Origin of the sequence: Variovorax beijingensis, from assembly GCF_007828835.1 — a bacterium.
GTDB lineage: Bacteria > Pseudomonadota > Gammaproteobacteria > Burkholderiales > Burkholderiaceae_C > Variovorax > Variovorax beijingensis_A.
In genome coordinates, this window is record NZ_VIVL01000019.1 from 59,060 (window position 1) to 75,923 (window position 16,864).

Sequence of the window (16,864 nt, forward strand, 5' to 3'; positions counted from 1 at the left end):
CACCACATGGGCACATTGCGCTATGCCGCCTCGCGACTGCTCCAGGCCCTGGGCCTGGTGCTTGCGGTGGTGGTGCTCAACTTCGTGCTGGTGCACGCGGCGCCGGGCGACCCGGTGGAGACCATTGCCGGCGCCAGCGGCGGCATGTCGCCCGAGCTGATGGCGCAGCTGCGCAAGCAGTACGGGCTCGACGAGCCGCTGCCGGTGCAGCTGGGCGTGTACCTGGGCAAGGTGGCGCGGGGCGACCTGGGCTACTCGTACTTCTTCAACCTGCCCGTGACGCGCATGATTGCCGAGCGCGTGCCGGCCACGCTGCTGCTGGTGCTCAGTTCGGTGCTGCTGGCCTTCTTCGCCGGCACCGCGCTGGGCGTGCTGTCGTCGCGCAGGCCCAATGGCTGGCTGTCGCAGTTCATCACGGTGCTGTCGCTGGTGGGCTTTGCGGCGCCGGTGTTCTGGCTCGGCATCATGCTGGTGATCCTGCTGGCCTCGGTGTTCCCCATTCTTCCGGTGGCGGGCATGCGCTCCATCGACTCGACCGGCGGCGGCCTCAAGGACGTGCTCGACGTGGCGCATCACCTGGTGCTGCCCACGCTCACGCTGAGCCTGGTGTATCTCGCGCAGTACAGCCGGCTCGCGCGCTCCTCGATGCTCGACGTGCTGGGCTCCGACTTCATCCGCACCGCGCGCGCCAAGGGCCTGGCCGACCGCGTGGTGCTCTACAAGCATGCGCTGCGCAATGCGCTGCTGCCGGTGGTCACCGTGCTGGGCCTGCAGTTCGGCAATGTGCTGGCCGGCGCGATCCTGGTGGAGACGGTGTTCAACTGGCCGGGCCTCGGCCGGCTGGCCTTCGAGTCGGTGCTGCGGCGCGACTACCCGACCATCCTCGGCGTGCTGCTCTTCTCTTCCATCGTGGTGGTGGTGATGAACCAGCTCACCGACCTGTGCTATCGCTTCATCGATCCGCGGATCAAGGCCTCATGAACAAGCTTGCAACGATGCCCTCCGTTTCCGCCGCACCTGATGCGCCCGCGAAGCCGGCCCTGCGCGTCGAGCACCCCGGCATGGAGGCGATGCGCATGTTCCTGCGCAATCCGGCGGCCATTGCGGGCATGGCGATGCTGCTCGCCATGCTGGCGGTGGCCATTGCCGGACCCTGGTTCCACCCGGCCGATCCCTTCGAGATCAAGGCTGCGCCGCTCACGCCGCCTTTCAGCGAGGAAGCCTGGCTCGGCACCGACTACCTCGGCCGCGACGTGCTCACGACATTGATCTACGGCGGGCGCGCCACGCTGCTGGTGGGCGCGGTGGCCGCGCTGCTTTCGGTGCTGATCGGCATCACGCTGGGCGCCTTCGCGGGCTACTACGGCGGCAAGGTCGATGCGGCGCTGATGAAGCTGACCGAGTTCTTCCAGGTGCTGCCCGCGCTGCTGTTCGCGATGGTGGTGGTCACGCTGTTCTCGCCCACGCTGGTGACGGTCACGCTGGCCATCGGCATCATGAGCTGGACCGGCACCGCGCGGCTCACGCGCGCCGAGTTCATGAAGTACCGCGGCCTGGAATTCGTTCGCGCCGAGCGCGCCATCGGCGCGCGCGACACCCGCATCATCTGGAAGGTGATCCTTCCCAACGCGCTGCCGCCGCTGGTGGTCTCGGCCACGCTGGCCATCGGCGCGGCGGTCTTGTTCGAAGCCGGGCTGTCGTTCCTCGGCCTGGGCGACCCCAACCAGATGAGCTGGGGGCTGATGATCGGCTCGAGCCGGCAGTACGTGCTGTCGTGCTGGTGGGCGGTGGCCTTTCCGGGGGCGGCCATCTTCATCACCGTGCTGGCCGTGAGCCTGATCGGCGACGGGCTCAACGATGCCCTCAACCCCAAGCTGAGGGAACGCTGATGGCAAGCGACGACGCACTGCTGCGTGTGCAGGACCTGCACGTCGAGTTCAAGACCCGCCGCGGCCAGGCGCTGGTGCTCAACGGCGTCGACTTCGAGATCCGCAGCGGCGAGACGCTGTGCGTGGTCGGCGAATCGGGCTGCGGCAAGAGCATGACCGCGCTCGCGCTGCTGCGGCTCGTTCCCTCGCCGCCGGGCCGCATCAGCGGCGGGCGCGTGATGTTCCAGGGCGAAGACCTGGTGCAGGCCAACGATGCCCGCATGCGCGAGGTGCGCGGCAACCGCATCTCGATGATCTTCCAGGAGCCGATGACCTCGCTGAATCCGGTGTTCACCGTGGGCGACCAGATCGGCGAATCGCTGCGGCTGCATGCGGGCATGAATGCCCAGGCGGCCCGCGAGCGCGCCATCGAGATGCTGCGGCAGGTGGGCATTCCGGCGCCCGGGCGGCGCGTCGACGAGTACCCGCACCAGCTCTCGGGCGGCATGCGCCAGCGCGTGATGATCGCCATGGCGCTGGCCTGCCGGCCCGACATCCTGATTGCCGACGAGCCCACCACCGCGCTCGACGTGACGGTGCAGGCCCAGATCTTCGACCTGCTGCGCGAGCTGCAGCGCGAGAAGGGTACGGCCATCATGCTCATCACGCACGACATGGGCGCGGTCGCCGAGATGGCCGACCGCGTGATGGTGATGTATGCGGGCCGCGTGATCGAACAGGGCAGCACCGAACAGGTGCTTTCGCAGCCGGGCCATCCCTACACGCGCGGCCTGATCGATTGCCTGCCCGAACTCGGCAGCAGCGCGGCCTTCGGCGACGGCGCGCGGCCGGAACTCGCCGAGATCGCGGGCGTGGTGCCGTCGATCTGGGAGCTGGGCCGGGGCTGCGCATTCCGCGAGCGCTGCCCGCATGCGATGGCGCGCTGCGCCGCAGAGGTGCCGCCGATGTTCGCACTCGAAGGCCCCGCAGGAGGCGCGGGCGCACCGCACGGTGCCGCCTGCTGGCTGCATGCCGAGGCGCCGCAGGCGCGCATGAAGGAGGCCGCATGACATTCATCGGCAAGGCCGACACGCTGCTCTCGGTCGACGAACTCAAGGTGCACTTCGCGCGCGGCAAGGCAGGCTGGGGCAAGCCCGCGGAAGTGGTGAAGGCGGTGGACGGTGTCTCGTTCGAGATCCGGCGGGGCACCACGCTGGCGGTGGTGGGCGAATCGGGCTCGGGCAAGACCACGACCGCGCTCGCGGTGATGCGGCTCTCGCCCGTCACCTCGGGCCGCATGCGGCTGGGCGACACCGACCTGGGCGCGCTGCAGGGCGAGGCGCTGCGCCGGGCGCGCACGCGCATGCAGATCATCTTCCAGGACCCGTTCTCCTCGCTGAATCCGCGCGAGCGCGCCGGTGCCACGGTGCGCGCCCCGCTCGAGCTGATGCAGGTGGGCACGCCCGAAGAGCGCACGCGCCGCGTGGCCGAACTCTTCGAGGCCGTGGGCCTGCGGCCCGAGCAGCAGCACCTGTTCCCGCACCAGTTCTCGGGCGGGCAGCGCCAGCGCATCAACATTGCGCGCGCGCTGGCCACCAACCCCGAGCTGGTGGTGTGCGACGAGCCGGTGTCGGCGCTGGACATCGCGATCCGCGCGCAGATACTGAACCTGCTGGTGCGGCTGCAGCGCGAACTGGGGCTGACCTACCTCTTCATCTCGCACGACATGGCGGTGGTGGAGCACATCTGCGACGACATCGCCGTGATGTACCTCGGCCAGATCGTGGAGCGCGCGCCACGGCGCAGCTTCTTCGCGCGGCCGCTGCACCCCTACAGCGTGGCGCTGATGTCGGCCGTGCCGACCGTGGGCGGCGGGCGCCGCCGCGCCGCCAGCCGCATCAAGCTCTCGGGCGATCCGCCGAGTCCGATCAATCCGCCGCCCGGCTGCCGCTTTGCCGGCCGCTGTCCCGTGGCCGAGCCAGCCTGCGCGGCCGAGTTGCCGCCGCTGCGCGAAGTGGCGCCCGACCATTGGGTACGCTGCAGGCGAGTCGATATCGTCGACGGCACGGCCCTTCCTCCTCTTTCGATGCCTGAACTGCCATGAGCACCCCCATCACCACCGTCTACCCCGCGCGCAGGATCATCACCATGAACCCGATGCAGCCGCATGCCACGCACGTGGCGGTGCGCAGCGGCCGCGTGCTGGCCGTGGGCACCCTCGCGGACATGCAGGCCTGGGGCGCCTTCACGCTCGACGAGCGCTTTGCCGCCAAGGTGCTGATGCCGGGCCTGGTCGAGGGCCACTGCCACCTCAAGGAAGGCAGCATGTGGGACTGGACGTACCTCGGCTGGTTCGACCGGCGCGACCCCCAGGGCAAGGTGTGGAGCGGCCTGCGCTCGATGGACGAGGTGGTGGCGCGCCTTCGCGAAGTGACCGCGCAGATGGCGGCCGACGGCATTCCCGACACCGAGCCGCTGATCGCCTGGGGCTTCGATCCCATCTACTTCGGCGGCGAGCGCATGACGGTCGCGCACGTCGACCGCGCCAGCGCCACGCGGCCGGTCGTCATCGGCCATGCCAACGGCCACCTGATGAACGTCAACAGCGCCATGCTGCGCATCGCCGGCATCACGCGCGACAACGAGGTCGAGGGCGTGGTCAAGTTCGCGGCCGGCGAGATGGCGGGCGAGCCCACCGGCGAGCTTCAGGAGCCGGCCGCGATGTTCCTGGTGCTGCGCAGGATCGGCAATGCCGGCCTGCTCGCGCCGATGACCGAGGCCGGCGTGCGCTCCTTCGCGCGCCTGGCCTGCATGCAGGGCGTGACGACCGCGACCGACCTCGTCAACAAGCTCACCGACGAAGACTGCGGCGTGCTCGAGAACGCGACGCGCGACGAGGGCTTCGGGGTGCGCATCCTGCCGGCGTTCCAGGCTTTCCACGGCACGCACGGCGCGGCCCAGGGCGCCGAACATGTCAGGGCGCTGGTGCCGCGCAGCACCGACCGGCTGCGCTACGGCCTCGTGAAGATGATGCTCGACGGTTCGATCCAGGGCTTCTCGGCGCGGCTGCGCTGGCCGGGGCATTTCAACGGCGCGCCCAACGGCATCTGGGTGACGGCGCCCGCGCAGTACGAGGCCGACTTCGAGACCTACCATCGCGCAGGGCTCACCATCCACACGCACACCAATGGCGACGAGGCCAGCGAGGTGGCCATCGACGCCATCGAGCGCGTGCTCGCGCGCGCGCCGCGCCCCGACCACCGCCACACGCTGCAGCACGGGCAGATGATCGATGCGCCGCTGTTCCGGCGCATGGCGTCGCTCGGCCTCGGCGCGAACCTGTTCGCCAACCACCTCTGGTACTGGGGCGACCAGCATTACGAAATGACCATGGGCCCCGACCGCGCGAACCGGCTCGATGCCTGCGGCAGCGCGCTGGCGGCCGGCGTGCCGCTGGCCATCCATTCCGATGCGCCGGTCACGCCGCTCGGGCCGCTGTTCACCGCGTGGTGCGCCGTGAACCGCATCACGCCCAAGGGCCGGCTGCTCGGCGAATCGGAGCGCATCTCGGTGCCGCAGGCGCTGCATGCGATCACGCTCGGCGCGGCCTGGACGCTGAAGCTCGACGGCGAGATCGGCAGCATCGAATGCGGCAAGCGCGCCGACTTCTGCGTGCTGGAAGACGATCCGCTTGAGATGGACCCGATGGCGCTGAAGGATGCGCGCGTGTGGGGCACGGTACTGTCGGGCCGCGTGTTCGAAGCACAAAGAAATTGAGCATCGCGTGACGCAAGGGAACAGGCGCTTGCCGCTCACCGTCATCGGCGGCTTCCTGGGCGCGGGCAAGACCACGCTGCTCAACCGCTGGCTGCGCGAGGCGCAGGGCCTGCGCATCGCGGCGCTGGTGAACGACTTCGGCGCGCTCAACATCGATGCCGAGCTGGTCGCCGCCACCCACGGCGAAACGCTGGCCCTGACCAACGGCTGCGTGTGCTGCCAGATCGGCGACGACCTGGGCCGCGCGCTGGTGCAGGTCATCGAGTCGGCCACGCCCTTCGATGCGGTGGTGATCGAGGCCAGCGGCGTTTCCGATCCATGGCGCATTGCGCAGATCGGCATGGCCGCGCCCGAGCTGAGCCTGGAGGGCGTGATCGTGCTGGTCGATGCGACCGCGGTGGCGCAGCAATCGCGCGACGTCCTGCTGGCGGACACGCTGGCGCGGCAGTTGAAGTCCGCCGATCTCGTGGTGCTCAACAAGGCCGATCTCGCGGACGCGGACGCGCTCGCGCAGGCGAACGCCTGGGCCGAGGCCACCGCGCCCGGCACGCCGCGCATCGAAGCCACCCGGTCCGCGGTGCCGCTCGCGCTGCTGTCGGGCCTGGCGCTGCCGGCCGCGGGTCGCGGGCCCTGCGCGCGCGAATGCGAACACGACCACGACCACGGCCACCACCACGCCCCCGACCACGGCGCGACGTTCCAGACCTGGAGCGCGCAGCCCGCGGCCGCCATCCCTGCCGAGCTGCTGCGCGCATGGCTGCGCGACGTGCCGCCGGGCGTGCTGCGGCTCAAGGGCCTGCTGCGCACCGGCCAGGGCGCGGACGGCGACGAATGGTCCGAGGTCCAGTTCGCCGGCCGCCATGGCTCGCTGCGCAAGGCCAGACCGCCACGTGACGCGCGCGCCGGCGTGGTCGCCATCGGCCTGCGGCATCGATTGCCCACGCAGGCACTGGAGCATTTCTTCGCGCGTTGAGCCGGGCCGTGTTGCAATCGCATGTTTTCAACGTGCAGGCCACCGACGCATGATGACTTCTTCGCTCCTGATCCGCCCTCCGACGCCCGACGACTACGCCGCATGGAAGCCGCTGTGGGACGGCTACAACGCCTTCTACCAGCGCGAGGGCCCCACGGCCCTGCCCGAGGAGATCACGCGCGTCACCTGGCAGCGCTTCTTCGACGCCTACGAGCCGGTGCACGCGCTGGTGGCCGAACGCGACGGCCGGCTGGTGGGCCTCACTCACTATCTCTTTCACCGCAGCACCACGCGCATCGAGCCGAACTGCTACCTGCAGGACCTGTTCACGCTGCCGTCGGAGCGCGGCCGGGGCGTGGGGCGGCAGTTGATCGAAGGCGTGTATGCGCACGTGAAGCGCGTGGGTGCGCACCGCGTCTACTGGCAGACGCAGGTGACCAACCTTGCCGGACGCGCGCTCTACGACAAGGTCGCCACGCACGACGGGTTCATCGTGTACGGCACCTTCGTCTGAACCTCGCCTGAGGAATCTCAGTACTTGATCGTCACACCGGCCTTCACGCCGTTGTTGCTCTTGCCATCCGTCAGCACGCCGCCCGTGAGCGACACATTGCCGCCCGTGCTTGCGCCCAGCGAATAGGTGGGCCGCGGCGTGGAGGTGTCGGTGCCGATGTAGCTGCCGCTGCCGTCGGGCCGCTGCACGCCGACGGTCGCGCCCTTGGTGTAGGCCGAGGTTTCAGTGGAATTGACGTTGGGCGCCACGTAGATGGTGCCCTTGTCGTCGCTGTCCAGGGGCACTTTCACCGGCTCCGCCATCGCGGCGGTGGCGGCTGCGCAGCACGCGGCCGCACTTACCCACGCAAAGATCGAATTGCTCATGCCCTCGATCCTCGCGGCTGGGCCGCGCCTTTCCTGTAGGACAAGAGGCAGCCCGGCCGGCAGGCGCTTTGTCATGGCTGCGGCGCGCACGGGCGGGACGCTTGTCTCCCCGCAGAAGGGACGCACCGCTCATGTGCGCAGGCGCCGCAATTCCTACAGTGATTTCACGGGAAAACGCCTGGGTCCGCCATGGACAGCAGACGTCGCCAGTTGGCAGATCACTTAGGGAAACAAGCCGTGAAAAAGGTAAATCCATGAACAAAACCTTCCGAACCCTCTGGAATCCGGCGCTCCGCGCATGGGTGGCCGCGCCAGAAATCGCACGCGGCCATGTGCGCACGACCGGCCTGCATGCCGTTGCCATGGCGGTGCTGTGCCTGAGTGCCGGCTCGACCCTGGCCGGGGGCGGCGCGGGCGGCCAGCCCGTGGACAGCACGCTGCATGCGGGTACCGGCGGCAGCAACGGCAGCGGCGGCGCGGGCGGATTCAACGACAGCTCCGTGAACGCGCACGGCGGGGACGGCGGGTCGTCGACCGATGCCGCGGTCACGGCGGGGTCCGCCGCCGACGTCGGAAGTTTCGGCGGCGCCACCGCGGGCGCGGGCGGTGCGGCGGGCAGCTCCAGCACCATCGTCTCCCCCGGCGTGCTGCAGGGGGCCGATGGCGGCGCGGGCGAATCGCAGACCGGCGATTTCAGCAACGGCAATGGATACGGGGGCGGCGGCGGCGGCGGATACCACGGCTTTTTGATGGGCTCCACCACCATCGCGTCCTGGGGCAGCTACACCGGTGGCAGCGGAGGCGCGGGCGGCAACGGCTATTGGGCCGCCGGCGGCGGCGGCGCCGGCGGCTATGGATCCACGCTGATCGGCCTGGTCAACAACTACGATGCGGCCGGCACTTCCACCGGCGGCGCCGGCGGCAAGGGCGGCGACGCCTATTCGCAGGGCGGCGGCGGCGGCAGTGGCGGCGGCGGATTCTTCATCAGCGCGGCAACGCCGGGGCTCGGCTTCGGCAACAGCGGCACGCTCGCAGGCGGTGCCGGCGGCGCGGGCGGATCCGAACTGCTGCCGGCCCGAAGCAATGCCGCGGGCGGCGGCGGCGGCGCGGGCGGCGCCGGTGCCACGCTGGCCGGCAGCACCCTCGCCGTGACCAACGCCGGCCAGATCACCGGCGGCGCCGGGGGCGCTGGCGGTGCGGGTGGTGGCGGCCTGGGCGGCACCGGTGCGCCCGGCAGCGGCGGCGACGGCGGCGTGGGCCTTCTCTCCTCCGGCAGCGGCGCGGCGATTGCCAACAGCGGCACCATCGCCGGTGGCGCGGGCGGCACCGGCGGGGCCAACAGCAACGGCGGCGCAAGCGGCGCGCACGGCACCGGCGGCGCCGGCATCGCGGGCGCCAACCTGAACATCAGCAACAGCGGCACCATTTCTGGCGGGCTCGGCGGCGACGGCGCCACGCGCGCACCGGCCGTGGCATTCACCGGCGGCAGCAACAGCCTGACCGTAAACACGGGCTCATCGATGCTGGGCGCCATTGCCATCGGAAGCGGTGCCAGCGCCAGCGTGATCGCCGGAGCCGACGGCCTGAGCCTGGACAACGCACTGCTGCTGGGAGGCACGGGCACCATCGACACCAACGGCCACGGCATGGGCTGGTCGGGCCCGATCTCGGGCGCCGGCGACCTGGTGAAGGTCGGCGCGGGCACGCTCACCCTGAGCGGCGCCAACACGAACACCGGCGCCACCAACGTCGCGGCCGGCACCTTGCGCGCCGGCGCGGCCGGCACCCTCAGCAGCGCGAGCGCCTTCACGGTCAACGCGGGCGCCACGCTCGACCTGGCGGGCCACAGCCAGACCATCGCATCGATGGCCAACAGCGGCATCGTCTCGCTGTTAAGCGGCACGCCCGGCGCCACGCTCACCGTACAGGGCCCCTGGGTAGGCAACGACGGCACGCTGCGCCTGGGCACCGCGCTGGGCACCAGCGCCAGTCTGAGCGACCGGCTGATCCTCAGCGGCTGCACCGCGATTGCCAGCGGCACCACCAACATCCAGATCACCAACCTGGGCGGCCTGGGCGCACTGACCAGCGGCAACGGCATCGAGGTGGTGACCGCGATGAACGGCGCCACCACCACGGCGCAGACCACCCGCGACGCCTTCCGCCTGGCGGGCGGCCACGTCGACGCCGGCGCCTACGAGTACCGGCTGCACGCCGCCGACGCCAGCGGCGCCGGCGAGAACTGGTACCTGCGCTCCGGCGTCATCGTCGCGCCGCCGCCGCCTCCTCCTCCTCCTCCTCCTCCTCCTCCTCCGCCACCCCCACCGCCACCTGCGCCGCCTGCACCACCTGCGCCGCCTGCACCGCCTGCGCCACCTGCACCGCCTGCACCGCCTGCGCCTGCACCTGCGCCTGCACCTGCACCTGCACCTGCACCGGACGATGGCGGCCCCCCGCGAAGCAGCGATGGCGGCTCCCCGCCTGCGGGCGTGACGGTGCCCACCTACCGTGCCGAAGTCCCGCTGTACGCGGCGCTGCCCGAGCAGTTCCGCCAGTCCAACCTGGCGATGATGGGCAACCTCCACCAGCGCGTGGGCGACGACGGCGCGGCCGGCCTCGCCACGGCCACGCCCGAGCAGGGCTACCGCCAGGGCTGGGCCCGCATCATCAGCATGGACCGCACCATCGCCCAGGCCGGCACCGTGAGCCCCACCAGCAAGGGGCGCCTCACGGGCTTCCAGGCCGGCAACGACCTGTGGGCCGATCCCCACTGGCGCGTCGGCATCTATGTCGGCCAGCTCGAGGGCGACATGCGCGTGACCGGCTTTGCCCGCGGCGTGCAGGGCTATGGGGTCGGCTCCAGCGACCTGCGCAGCCAGTACCTGGGCGCCTACGCCACCTGGAAGAACGACAGCGGCCTGTACGTGGACGGCGTGCTGCAGGCAGGGCGCCACCGCTACACAGCGGCCACGACGCTGGGTTCGGCCGGCTCGGGCAAGGGCCACAGCCTGCTGGCTTCCGTCGAGGTGGGCCAGGGATTCCACATCTCGCCGGAGTGGATCGTCGAGCCGCAGCTGCAGCTGGTGCATCAGCGCGTGAGCCTGGACGACGCCGGCATCATCGGCGCCGTGGTGCAGCAGCACAGCCACAGCGGCTGGCTGGTGCGCGCCGGCGTGCGGGTCAAGGGCGAGATGACCACCAGCGCCGGCCCGCTGCAGCCCTATGCGCGGCTGAACCTCTACCGCAGCAGCAGCGGCACGGACGTCACGCGCTTCATCGGCCCCGCGGCCTATACCGACATTGCCACGCGCACCGGCGGCACCAGCACCGAACTGGCGGCCGGCGCCACGCTGCAGCTCACACAAAGCATGAGCCTGTATGGCGAGGTCGGCAAGTTCTGGGCCTCGGGCAGCGGCGCGCGCGTGAAGAGCGGCCTGAACGGCAGCGTGGGCCTGAAGATCCGCTGGTGAGTGCGGGGCGCCCGGCGGGCGCCTTCGCCGCTACTTTTTCTGCACGGCCACGGCGGCCGGCGCGTCGGGCATGGCCAGCGGATTGCGCCCCGGCCCCTCGACGCGCGTCAGCGTGTTGCGGTCGGTGTGATGGAAGGGCTCGGCCCGGCCCTGGATCTGCATCACCGTGTCCTGGTCGTAGGACCAGGTGCCGTCGGCGTTGATGGTCACCGTGATGTTCCACGCCAGCGTGGTGAACGCGTGCTCGATGAAGGGGTTCGACACGATGCCGTTCACCAGGCTGCCGCGCTCGGCGCTCAGCGTGAAGCGCGTGTCGTCCGCCTTGGCATGGCCGCTGGCCATGGCCACCTGACCGCGCGGAATGGCCAGCGTGTGCAGCACCGTGCCGGTGGCCGGCTCCCAGAGCCAGTAGCCCACCTGGTCGTGGTACATCTTGGTCAGGCCGGGCTTGTGGATGTAGGTGTGGTAGCGCAGGCCGTACAGCAGCTGGGGGCCGTTGGTCTGCGGATCGATCGGCTGCAGCTCGTAGCGCTCGACGTAGACCTGCGTCTTGGGGCCTTCGCGCTTGGGCTTGACGTCCACGCCGCGGCTGCCCTCCCAGATGCCCGCCATGGCGCGCAGCGGCCCGAGATTGGCGAGCGTGTCAGGATCGGCGTTGGGCTCGGTGTAGATGTCTTCGGTGGGGTTCATGGTGTGTGGACTTCTGATTTCTGATGAGGTGAACGGGCTCTAGCCGTTCGTCGACGCCGACTTGTCGGCCGTGGCCAGCACCCGGTCGATGCGGCGCCCCTCGAGCGCGGCAATCTCGAAATGCCAGCCCGCGCAGTCGATGACTTCGCCGGTCTTGGGCAGGTGGCCCGAGACTGCCATCAGCAGGCCGGCCACGGTGTTGTAGCGCCCGCGCTCCTCCTCCGGCAGCTCGCGGATGCCGAGCCGTGCGCGCAGCTCCGACACCGGCATCAGCCCGTCGAGCTCCCACACGCCGTCGGGCCGTTCGCGCGCCCAGGCATCGGTCAAGGTGCCCGGCTGCAGTTCGCCGGTGATGGCTTCGAGCATGTCGCGCGGTGTCATGAGGCCCTGCACCACGCCGTATTCGTCGACCACGAACACCAGCCGGCCGCCGCGTTCGCGGAACTGTTCGAGCAGCTCCATGCCGGTGAGCGTCTCGGGCACGAACACGGCCGGCGCGGCCTCCTGGCCGAGAACGCCGTCATGGCCGGTGCCGAGCCGCAGCAGGTGCGCCACGCTGATCACGCCGACCACGTCGTCGAGCGAATTGCGGCACACCGGATACCAGGAATGCACCAGGTTGAGCGCGCCCGCGTCGGCCACCTTCTGCAACGCCTCGGCCACGGTGTCGGAGGCGTCGAGCCATTCGATGTCGGCCCGCGGGATCATCAGCGACGACAGCCGGCGGTCGTCCAGGTGGAACACGTTGCGCACCATCTGGTGCTCGTGCTGCTCGATCACGCCGGCGTCCACGCCCTCTTCCAGGCTGGCCGAGATTTCTTCCTCGGTCATGGAGCGCGCGGCGTTGGCGTCGATGCGCAGCAGCTTCAGCACGGCAGCGGTAGCGCTCGCGAGCAGCCACACGAACGGCTTGGCGCCCTTGGCCAGCCCGCGCATCGGGCGCGACACCCAGCGCGCCACGGGCTCCGGGTAGAGCTGGCCGATGCGCTTGGGCACCAGCTCGCCGAAGATGATGGTGAAGAAGGTGATGCAGGTCACCACCACCGCAGTGGACACCACGCTGGCGGTGCCGCGGCCCATGCCCAGGCTCTCCATCCAGACCGAGAGCGGCTCCGCAAAGGCGGCCTCGCCCACGATACCGCTGAGCATGCCGATCGAGGTGATGCCGATCTGAACCGTCGACAGGAAATGGGTCGGCTCCTCCATCAGCCGGAGCGCGGCCTCCGCCCCGGCATCGCCCGTTTCGGCCAGTGCTGCCAGGCGCGCACGCCGGCTGGTTGAAAGGGCCATTTCGGACATCGCAAACAACGCATTCAGCGTGGTCAGCAAGGCCAGCAGGAGAACATCCATGAACGGGGGGTGAAAATGAGGACATGGCACTTTACTTGATCGGAGATATCCAGGGCTGCGACGCCGCCCTTCAGAAACTGCTCGACAAGATCGGTTTTTCACCCAGCCGCGACACCCTCGTGCTGCTGGGCGACCTGGTCAACAGGGGCCCCGACTCGGCCGCCGTGCTGCGGCGCGTGCAGGGCTACGGCGCCTCGGCGCTGAGCCTGCTCGGCAACCACGACCTGCACCTGCTGGGCGTGGCGCACGGCGCGCGCAAGTCCAGCCGCAAGGACACGCTGGCCGGCCTGCTCGAAGCGCCCGACAGCGAAGCCATGCTCGAATGGGTGCGCCAGCAGCACATGGCGCTGCACATGCAGATCGATGGCGGCGACCTGCTCATGGTGCATGCCGGCGTGCTGCCGCAGTGGACGGTCGGCGACACGCTCGCGCTGGCGTCGGAGGTCGAATCGGTGCTGCGCGGCCCGGCGCTGGGCGAATTCCTGCTCGGCATGTACGGCAACGAGCCCGCGCAGTGGAGCGGCACGCTCACCGGCAGCGCGCGGCTGCGCGCCATCGTGAATGCGCTCACGCGGCTGCGCTTCTGCACCGCCGAGGGCGTGATGGAGTTCGAGAGCAAGGACGGCATGCTGCCCGGCCCCGAGGGCTTCATGCCCTGGTTCGACGTGCCCGGCCGCAAGACCGCCAATGCCACCATCGCCTTCGGCCACTGGTCCACGCTGGGCTGGCTCTCGCGGCCCGACCTGCTCTCCACCGACACCGGCTGCGTCTGGGGCGGCTGCCTCAGCGCGGTGCGCATTGGCGCGACGCTCGATGAACGCGAGCTGATCCAGGTGAAGTGCGAGCAGGCGCAAAAGCCCGGCAAGCCGGACTGAGCGGCCTCAGGCGCGCGGCAGCCGGAAGCGGTCGAGCGCCATGCGCTGCCGGCCCTCGGCATCGAAGTTCTCGGGGGCAAGCCAGCGCTCGAAGGCCGTGCGCAGCATCGGCCATTCGGCATCGGTGATCGAGAACCATGCGGTGTCGCGGCCGCGGCCCTTGTAGACGATCGCCTGCCGGAAGACGCCTTCGAACTGGAACCCCAGGCGCGCGGCCGCGCGCTTCGAAGGCTCGTTGAAGTTGTCGCACTTCCATTCGTAGCGCCGATAGCCGAGTTCGTCGAAGGCCAGCTTCATCAGCAGGTACTGCGCTTCGGTCGACATCGGCGTCTGCTTCAGCAGCGGAGAAAAAGTGACGCTGCCGACCTCGATCGCGCCGTGGACCGGGTCGATGCGCATCAGTGCGAGCGTGCCGATGGCCCGGCCGCTGCGCCGGTCGATCACCGCGAAGTGCATCGGATCGGCGCTCTGTGCGGCGCGTTCGATGTGGGCCCGGGTGCCCGCCGGATCGATGGGCCGCTCGACGAACAGGTAGGTCCAGTCGCGGCCGTCGGGCGCCTGCGCGTAGGCCGCGTGGAGGTCGTCGGCGTGCCTGGCGGCGTCGAGCGGTTCGAGCACGCAGCACCGGCCTGCGATGGGGCGGCGCGGCGGCAGGGAGCGCGGCGTCCATCCGGGCACCAGGGGACCGATGGGTTGGCCGTATTCGTTGTGGCGAGCTGACATGGGAGGCTTTCGGAAGCAATGAGGCGGCAGTGCCGGGGAACGATAAAGTACGCCCTGCGTGGCTCCACCGGAAGCACCACGCTCGTTCAATTTCATGGTGCCACGTTTTCGCTCATGAGCAACCAGCCCCATCTTGCCGCCGCGGCACTGTTCGAATCCCCTCTGGCCAAGGAGCGCGAGGCCGGCCCGATGCAGCGCCAGCTGCACGAGCGCCTGAAGCGCGCCATTCTCGGCGGCGGCCTGGCGCCGGGCAGTCGGCTGCCCGGTTCGCGCGCGCTGGCCGAGACACTCTCGATTTCCCGCAACACCGTCACTGCGGCCTACGAGCACCTGGCGGCCGAAGGCTATGTTCAGCCCGATCGAAAGGGCACGCGCGTGACCGAGCTGGCCCCGCCAGCAAAGTCCCCGCGCCCCGCCAGATCCGGTGCCGCACCGGCCGCGGCGCAGCGGCTCGTCCGCATCCAGCCCGGCACGCCCCGCGCCGAGATGGACGCGGCCTTGAGGCCCGGCATGCCCGCGCTCTCGCACTTTCCCGCGGCCGCATGGCGGCGCGCGATCGACCGCGCGATCCGCAATGCCAGCCCCGCCACGCTCGGCTATGGCGATCCGCTGGGCGAACCACCGCTGCGCGCGGCCATCGCGCGGCACCTGGCGATTGCGCGCGGCGTGCGCTGCGAGCCGCACCAGGTCGTGATGGCCGAGGGTGCGCAGGAAGCCATTTCGCTGTGCGTGCGGCTGCTGTCGAACCCCGGCGACACCGGCTGGGTCGAAGACCCCGGCTACCGCGGCGCAAAGGCGGCCATGCACGCCGGCGACATGCGCATCGTGCCGATGCGCGTCGACGCCGAAGGCCTGTGCACAAGCGAACGCGACTGGCAGAAGCACCCGCCCCGGCTGGTCTACACCACGCCTTCGCACCAGTACCCGGCCGGTGCGGTGCTGAGCATCGCGCGCCGCCTGGCGCTGATCGCGCAGGCGCGCCGGCATGGCGCGTGGATCATCGAGGACGACTACGACAGCGAGTTCCGCCACACCGGCGAACCCATCGGCGCGATGCAGGGCCTGGTGGACGACGCGCCGGTGCTCTACGTGGGCACCTTCAGCAAGACGATGTTTCCGTCGCTGCGGCTGGGCTTCGTGGTGCTGCCCGCGCCGCTCATGGCCGCGGTGCAGAAGCCGCTCGAGGAGATGCTGCGCGGCGGGCACCGCCACGTGCAGCTCGCGATGGCCGACTTCATCGAGAGCGGCCAGTTCAGCCGGCACCTGGGCCGCATGCGGCGCCTCTATCGCGACCGGCAACAGGCGCTGCGGGCGGCGCTCGACAGGCATTTCAAGGTGCCGCACGAGATCGACGGCGGCCATTGCGGGCTGCACCTCACGGTGCGGCTGCCGCCGCGCTTCGACGACCGCCGCATCGCGGCCGATGCGCTGCGCTACCGGCTCGCGCCCGCTGCGCTGTCGGGCTTTGCGATCCGGCCGCGGCCTTCGGACAACGGGCTGGTGCTGGGCTATGGCAACACTTCAGCGGAACTTTTCGAGCCGCTGGTCAAGCGGCTGTCGCAGCTGGCGCGTGCAGTGGAGCACGGCTAGGAGTTCTTTCGTTTAAATAAAAAGTGCGGCCGAAATCCATTGACTACATACGTCGTATGAGTGCAATTGCTGCGCAATTCAAATCGCTGGTGCAACTGCAACAAAATCCCAAAAAGCGAAAGAAGACTCGCGCCTTGCCATGCATTGAAATCGCATAATTGCGGTCGCTTGAAACGTCTTGTCGCAGCGCACGACGACGCATCGAGAGCGGCCATATCGCTCTCTTAAGCAAAAAGTAATCAACAAAAAGTCTGCAGGGAGTCCGCGTGAAAAACGCCATTGCGACATCGTCCGTCGCGTCCCCGGCGATCTTGTCGATCCCGTGGAGATGCAATCCGTGAGCCGCCGCGTCACCCTCCAGACGCCGCTGGGCGAGGCACTGCAATTCCATCGCCTGGCGGGGCGCGAGGCGCTCAGCCAGCTGTACGCCTTCGACCTCGAACTGCTCGGGCGCCACAACGCGATCGATGCGAAGGCCCTGCTGGGCCAGCCCGCCACCGTCGTGATGGAAACCGAGCGCGGCGGCGTGCGCCACCTGGGCGGCCTCGTCACCCGCTTTGGCCTTGCGCGGCAGGACGACCGCCAGGCCTTCTACGGCATGCGGCTGCGCCCCTGGCTCTGGCTGGCCACGCGCCGCTCCGACTTCCGCATCTTCCAGGACCAGACCGT

General features: G+C 70.0%; 15 protein-coding genes. 11 read left to right on the forward strand and 4 right to left on the reverse strand.

What is annotated here, in order from left to right; translation table 11 throughout:
* Window positions 1-6: 6 nt before the first annotated feature.
* The 7 genes from FB547_RS31380 to FB547_RS31410 are packed head-to-tail and all read left to right on the forward strand — an operon-like array spanning window position 7 to window position 7,132.
* On the forward strand, window positions 7-981 hold the full coding sequence (locus FB547_RS31380) for an ABC transporter permease (protein ID WP_145747521.1): 975 nt from the start codon (window positions 7-9) through the stop codon (window positions 979-981).
* Window positions 978-1,889: an ABC transporter permease gene (locus FB547_RS31385; protein WP_145747522.1), complete on the forward strand. Its 912-nt coding sequence runs from the start codon at window positions 978-980 to the stop codon at window positions 1,887-1,889. The genes FB547_RS31380 and FB547_RS31385 overlap by 4 nt, the downstream gene beginning before the upstream one ends.
* Window positions 1,889-2,938, forward strand: coding sequence for an ABC transporter ATP-binding protein (locus FB547_RS31390; protein ID WP_145747523.1), 1,050 nt, complete (start codon window positions 1,889-1,891; stop codon window positions 2,936-2,938). Before FB547_RS31385 ends, FB547_RS31390 begins: the two co-directional genes overlap by 1 nt.
* The gene (locus tag FB547_RS31395; RefSeq protein ID WP_145747524.1) at window positions 2,935-3,972 is read left to right on the forward strand and encodes an ABC transporter ATP-binding protein; all 1,038 of its coding nucleotides are present in this window, start codon (window positions 2,935-2,937) and stop codon (window positions 3,970-3,972) included. Before FB547_RS31390 ends, FB547_RS31395 begins: the two co-directional genes overlap by 4 nt.
* The gene (locus FB547_RS31400) at window positions 3,969-5,645 is read left to right on the forward strand and encodes an amidohydrolase (RefSeq protein WP_145747525.1); all 1,677 of its coding nucleotides are present in this window, start codon (window positions 3,969-3,971) and stop codon (window positions 5,643-5,645) included. The genes FB547_RS31395 and FB547_RS31400 overlap by 4 nt, the downstream gene beginning before the upstream one ends.
* A gap of 28 nt (window positions 5,646-5,673) precedes the next feature.
* Complete coding sequence (locus FB547_RS31405) at window positions 5,674-6,618, forward strand: CobW family GTP-binding protein (protein WP_261380463.1); 945 nt, start codon at window positions 5,674-5,676, stop codon at window positions 6,616-6,618.
* A 52-nt stretch (window positions 6,619-6,670) separates the two neighbouring features.
* Window positions 6,671-7,132 carry a GNAT family N-acetyltransferase gene (locus tag FB547_RS31410; protein WP_370878887.1) on the forward strand — a complete coding sequence of 154 codons (462 nt, stop codon included), beginning with the start codon at window positions 6,671-6,673 and terminating at the stop codon, window positions 7,130-7,132.
* Window positions 7,133-7,149: 17 nt separating this feature from the next.
* Here the strand turns inward: FB547_RS31410 and FB547_RS31415 are convergent, their stop codons facing one another.
* Window positions 7,150-7,497: a hypothetical protein gene (locus tag FB547_RS31415; RefSeq protein ID WP_145747528.1), complete on the reverse strand. Its 348-nt coding sequence runs from the start codon at window positions 7,495-7,497 to the stop codon at window positions 7,150-7,152.
* Window positions 7,498-7,751: 254 nt separating this feature from the next.
* On the opposite strand from FB547_RS31415, the gene FB547_RS31420 reads away from it, so the two are divergent.
* On the forward strand, window positions 7,752-10,967 hold the full coding sequence (locus FB547_RS31420) for an autotransporter outer membrane beta-barrel domain-containing protein (protein WP_145747529.1): 3,216 nt from the start codon (window positions 7,752-7,754) through the stop codon (window positions 10,965-10,967).
* Between the two features lie 30 nt (window positions 10,968-10,997).
* Here the strand turns inward: FB547_RS31420 and FB547_RS31425 are convergent, their stop codons facing one another.
* Both FB547_RS31425 and FB547_RS31430 read right to left on the reverse strand, forming a co-directional pair.
* On the reverse strand, window positions 10,998-11,657 hold the full coding sequence (locus FB547_RS31425) for an FABP family protein (RefSeq protein WP_145747530.1): 660 nt from the start codon (window positions 11,655-11,657) through the stop codon (window positions 10,998-11,000).
* A gap of 39 nt (window positions 11,658-11,696) precedes the next feature.
* Window positions 11,697-13,007 (reverse strand): hemolysin family protein, encoded by a 1,311-nt coding sequence (locus tag FB547_RS31430; RefSeq protein WP_145747531.1) that lies wholly within the window; start codon window positions 13,005-13,007, stop codon window positions 11,697-11,699.
* A 23-nt stretch (window positions 13,008-13,030) separates the two neighbouring features.
* On the opposite strand from FB547_RS31430, the gene FB547_RS31435 reads away from it, so the two are divergent.
* Window positions 13,031-13,882, forward strand: coding sequence for a symmetrical bis(5'-nucleosyl)-tetraphosphatase (locus FB547_RS31435; RefSeq protein WP_145747532.1), 852 nt, complete (start codon window positions 13,031-13,033; stop codon window positions 13,880-13,882).
* A gap of 6 nt (window positions 13,883-13,888) precedes the next feature.
* Here the strand turns inward: FB547_RS31435 and FB547_RS31440 are convergent, their stop codons facing one another.
* Window positions 13,889-14,605, reverse strand: a complete 717-nt coding sequence (locus tag FB547_RS31440; RefSeq protein WP_145747533.1) for a GNAT family N-acetyltransferase — start codon at window positions 14,603-14,605, stop codon at window positions 13,889-13,891.
* Between the two features lie 114 nt (window positions 14,606-14,719).
* Between FB547_RS31440 and FB547_RS31445 the strand changes: the two genes are divergently transcribed.
* Together FB547_RS31445 and FB547_RS31450 are read left to right on the forward strand one after the other, a co-directional pair.
* The gene (locus FB547_RS31445) at window positions 14,720-16,195 is read left to right on the forward strand and encodes a PLP-dependent aminotransferase family protein (protein ID WP_145747534.1); all 1,476 of its coding nucleotides are present in this window, start codon (window positions 14,720-14,722) and stop codon (window positions 16,193-16,195) included.
* Window positions 16,196-16,532: 337 nt separating this feature from the next.
* The coding region (locus FB547_RS31450; RefSeq protein ID WP_261380464.1) for a contractile injection system protein, VgrG/Pvc8 family at window positions 16,533-16,864 on the forward strand (332 nt) is incomplete at its 3' end.